At 63.0% G+C, this 4,058-nt stretch carries 5 protein-coding genes; 2 read left to right on the top strand and 3 right to left on the bottom strand.

Annotated elements, in window-relative coordinates:
* The first annotated feature begins 208 nt into the window (after positions 1–208).
* Positions 209–1,201 (top strand): porphobilinogen synthase, encoded by a 993-nt coding sequence (hemB, locus tag VMA74_RS17410; protein WP_325369252.1) that lies wholly within the window; start codon positions 209–211, stop codon positions 1,199–1,201.
* 76 nt (positions 1,202–1,277) lie between these two features.
* Here the strand turns inward: hemB and VMA74_RS17405 are convergent, their stop codons facing one another.
* Both VMA74_RS17405 and VMA74_RS17400 read right to left on the bottom strand, forming a co-directional pair.
* Positions 1,278–1,658, bottom strand: coding sequence for a tautomerase family protein (locus VMA74_RS17405; RefSeq protein ID WP_325369250.1), 381 nt, complete (start codon positions 1,656–1,658; stop codon positions 1,278–1,280).
* A gap of 15 nt (positions 1,659–1,673) precedes the next feature.
* Complete coding sequence (locus tag VMA74_RS17400) at positions 1,674–2,243, bottom strand: DUF4865 family protein (RefSeq protein WP_325369248.1); 570 nt, start codon at positions 2,241–2,243, stop codon at positions 1,674–1,676.
* 100 nt (positions 2,244–2,343) lie between these two features.
* Here VMA74_RS17400 and VMA74_RS17395 point away from each other — a divergent pair, with 100 nt between their 5' ends.
* Positions 2,344–3,216 carry a LysR substrate-binding domain-containing protein gene (locus VMA74_RS17395; protein WP_325369246.1) on the top strand — a complete coding sequence of 291 codons (873 nt, stop codon included), beginning with the start codon at positions 2,344–2,346 and terminating at the stop codon, positions 3,214–3,216.
* Between the two features lie 75 nt (positions 3,217–3,291).
* On the opposite strand, the gene VMA74_RS17390 is transcribed toward VMA74_RS17395, so the two are convergent.
* A complete protein-coding gene (locus tag VMA74_RS17390) occupies positions 3,292–4,044 on the bottom strand; it encodes a glutaminyl-peptide cyclotransferase (protein ID WP_325369254.1) in 753 nt (250 codons plus the stop codon).
* Between the last annotated feature and the right edge of the window lie 14 nt (positions 4,045–4,058).

The following is a 4,058-nucleotide window of genomic DNA, read 5'->3' as shown; positions in this document are numbered from 1 at the left end:
TCATGATGCAGCTCCTGTGAGAGGGGACATGCATCGCCAAAGATGGCACATAAAATGTGTCGAACTCGCGCATGTCCGGATCGACATTTAACTCGTGTGCGTATTTTCCTGGCGGGACATCTCACGCATTGAGCCGCGTGGCATTCTGTCCGGGCGCCGTGGCGGCGCCGGCGCTAAACTACGCCAGGTTTCGCATGAGATGTTCCCCATGAGCTTTCCCGCCATCCGCATGCGTCGCATGCGCCGCGACGCTTTCTCCCGCGCGTTGATGCGCGAACACACGTTGCTGCCCACGGACCTGATCATGGTGGCCTTCCTCATCGAGGGTGACGGCAGGCGTGAACCGGTTCCCTCGATGCCTGGCGTGGAACGCTTGTCGATTGACGGCCTGCTGCAACTGGCAGGCGAATGCGTGCGCCTGGGCATCCCCGCGCTGGCACTGTTCCCTTCGCCGGACGCGACGGCAAAAAGCGAAGACGCCGCCGAGGCGTGGAATCCGCAAGGATTGATGCAACGCGCCACGCGCGCGCTGAAAGCCGCGTATCCGCAATTGGGCCTGATTGGCGACGTCGCGCTCGACCCTTACACCACGCACGGCCAGGATGGCCTGATCGATGAGCACGGCTATGTGATGAACGAGCCGACCGTCGCCGCCTTGATCAAGATGGCGCTGGCGCAAGCTGATGCGGGCATGGATTTCGTGGCGCCCTCGGACATGATGGACGGGCGCATCGGCGCGATCCGCGATGCGCTTGAGCAGGCCGGCCATATTCATACGCGCATCCTGGCGTATTCGGCCAAGTACGCCTCGTCCTTTTATGGTCCGTTCCGCGACGCCGTGGGCTCGTCCGCCAATCTCGGCAAGGGCAACAAGCACACCTATCAAATGGACATCGCCAACAGCGACGAGGCTCTGCGCGAAGTCGAGCTGGATATCGCCGAAGGTGCCGACGCCGTGATGGTCAAGCCGGGCCTGCCCTACCTGGATGTATTGCGCCGGGTGAAAGATGCATTCGGCATGCCGACGTTCGTGTACCAGGTGAGCGGCGAGTACGCGATGCTTAAGGCTGCCGCGCAGAATGGATGGCTGAACGAGCGCGCGGTCGTGCTGGAAGCCCTGACCGCTTTCAAGCGCGCCGGCGCGGATGCGATTCTCACCTACTACGCCATCGACGCCGCGCGCTGGTTGCGCGAAGGCTGAGTTCTTCCAGCAAATCCCTGCGGGAGATTCTCCTTCTGCAAGCAGGGAAGGAGCGGACGCCGCGCAATCGGCAGCCTCACACGTATTGCGCAACCCCGTTGCCGAACGACCAGTTTTCTTTGGCCGTCTCCAGCAGATTGATGAGCACATCCTCCGGCCGCACACCGGGATCGGCCGCCAGCTTGGCAGCTACGCTGCGATAGAACGCCTGCTTCTGCGCCACCGTGCGCGTGTTGTTGCAGGCGATCTGCACGATCACCAGATCGTCGCTGCGTGCGATGTCCAGGTAATTGGGGTCGTAGTCGAACTCTTCCCCATCGTGCTGGCTGACCAGGATGAAGCGATCGTTTTGTGGCACGCCGAAGCTTTCCAGCATGGCGGCATAGATGCCATTGCGAAGGGCGGCGATATAGGCGGCTGATTTGCCGCGGCGCAGGGCGATACGGACCAGAGGCATGGGAATTCCTTGAAGTTAGCGTGAGGCTGAAGGTTGGGAGACGTGGCCGACCTGATAGGTGTCCGCATCTGCGCTGGAAAGCATGACCGCATCGCGCCATAGCCGGAAGCGCGTCATCGTCCAGCGGCTGGGATCGAAGCTGCCGATGCTGGCGAGCGCGCCACGATCGCGGTCGGCTGCGGCGCTTGCCTGCTCGGCCTCGCGCGTCGCCTGCAGTGGGGTGTGGCGAGGAATCGACAGCGTTTCGCAGGTGGCATGCGTCGCAATGGAGAGATCCGGTGCCACATGTGTGTCCCATACCGAGCATGCATGGACTGGCGGCCGGCCGAACGAAGCGACCACGGCGGCAAAGCCGGTACCGCCGAGAAAGGCGTTCATCCCGTGCGTGTCGCGCCACAAGTAAAAGGGTGCATAGCGATGCTCGCGTCCGGCGGCATAGGCCTGGTTGCGGTCGGCATAGAGATAGGCCTTGAATGCCAGCTGCGGCAGATCGTCGGTCAGGTGGCCGCGTTCCGCGATGCGTCGCCGGATGACACCCATGTCGTAGTCCGCGGGCAGGGTGATTTGATAGTGCATGGTAAGCATGGGGTTCCTCGCCTGGCTTGACGGGCACCAGCCTAAACGCTCAGGATGGTTCTGAATATCGGGAATTTACGTACTAACCGTCCCGGAAATCAGGATAGTTATGAGCCGCCTCACGTTCGATCTTGATGTCATGCGCAGTTTCGTCGCCGGTATCGAGCTGGGCAGTTTCGCCAAGGCGGCCGATCGGCTCGGCCGCTCCACCTCGGCAGTCAGTGCGCAGTTGAAGAAGCTGCAGGACCAGGCCGGCACCCCGCTGTTGCGCAAGGCCGGGCGCGGCATGGTACTGACCGAGGCGGGCGAACTGATGCTGGCTTATGCGCGGCGGCTGCTGGAGCTCAATGACGAAGCGGCCAGCGCCGTGCGCGGCGCGCAGCTGGAAGGACGCGTGCGGCTGGGCATGCAGGAAGACTTCGGTGAAAGCGTGTTGCCCGAGGTGCTGGGCCGCTTCAAGCGCGCGCATCCAAGGTTGCGGGTGGAGGTGCATATCGCACGTAACGCCGCCTTGATGCAGGCGCTGGAGGGCGATCGGCTGGATCTGGCCCTGGCCTGGGAAACCGAGCCGCGCCCGTTGCATGGACGGCATATCCGGATGCTGCCCATGCGCTGGATTGACGGCGACGCGTGGCCGCCGGCTTATGCAGACGGTGAACCGGTGCCGCTGGTGGTGCTGGAAGCGCCGTGCCTGATGCGCAGCGCGGCTATCGATGCGCTGGATCGTGCGGGCATTGCGTGGCGGATCGCCTTTACCAGCGCCAGCCTGGCGGGTACCTGGGCGGCCGTGAAAGCTGGCTTGGGCATCAGCGTGCGCACGCCGCTGGGGCTTCCGTCCGAACTGCGCGCGCTGGACGCGGGTGAAACAAAATTGCCTGCATTGCCGCAACTAGGGCTGGCGCTGTATCGCAGCGAGGCCGAGCCGGCGCCGGCGGTGGCGCGTTTGGAGGCATTGATCCTGCAGCAGCTTGAAGTTGCTTAAGGGCTGATCCGCACCTCTCCCCGGCCTTCGCCGAGTGATGCTAAGGCAATGCGCGCGCTTCTGCGGAAGAAGGCGTTACTTTTGCGGCGGCGTCAACGTGATCTCATAGATCATCGGCCAACGCTTGCCGGTGACGAACAGGCGATCGTGCTTGGCGTCGTAGGCAATGCCGTTCAGTACATCGTTGCTGGGGTCGGAAAGGGTCTGCGGATCGGGCCCCAGCCCGGTGAGATTGATCACGCCCACCACGTTGCCGCTGGCCGGATCGATCCGCACGATGTTCTGCGTGAGCCAGACGTTGGCGTAAATCTGCCCCTTCACCCACTCCAGTTCGTTGAGGTTGACCAGCGGCCGGCCCAGCGCCGTTACGTCGATCTTGCCGGTCTGCTTGAGGGTTTCCGGATCGAGCACGCGCAGGGTAGGCGTGCCGTCGCTCATGTAGAGGTGCTTGTCGTCCGCAGTGAGTGCCCAGCCTTCGCCGGGATAGCTGAATTGGCTGAGGCGCTTGAAGCTGTGCAGGTCGTAGACATAGCCGCGGTGCGATTGCCAGGTGAGCTGGATCAACCGGTTCTTCCAGGCGACGATGCCCTCGCCGTAGTCGGGCGGCGCCAGATCGGCCTTCTGCAGCACCTTGCCGGTGGCCAGCTCCACCTTGCGAATGGTCGATTCGCCCTCGGTACCGGTGCTCTCGTAAAGATAGCCGTCCAGATAGAACAAGCCTTCGGTATAGGCACCGGTATCGTGCGGGTAGGTATGCACGATCTTGTAGCCGTAGATCGGAATGCCTGACTGCGCGTGCGCAGACACGGCCAGCAACAACGCAAACAGGACGAGGACAGATG

Origin of the sequence: Dyella sp. (assembly GCF_035508675.1) — a bacterium.
GTDB lineage: Bacteria > Pseudomonadota > Gammaproteobacteria > Xanthomonadales > Rhodanobacteraceae > Dyella_B.
This window is presented reverse-complemented; position numbering and strand designations above follow the sequence as displayed.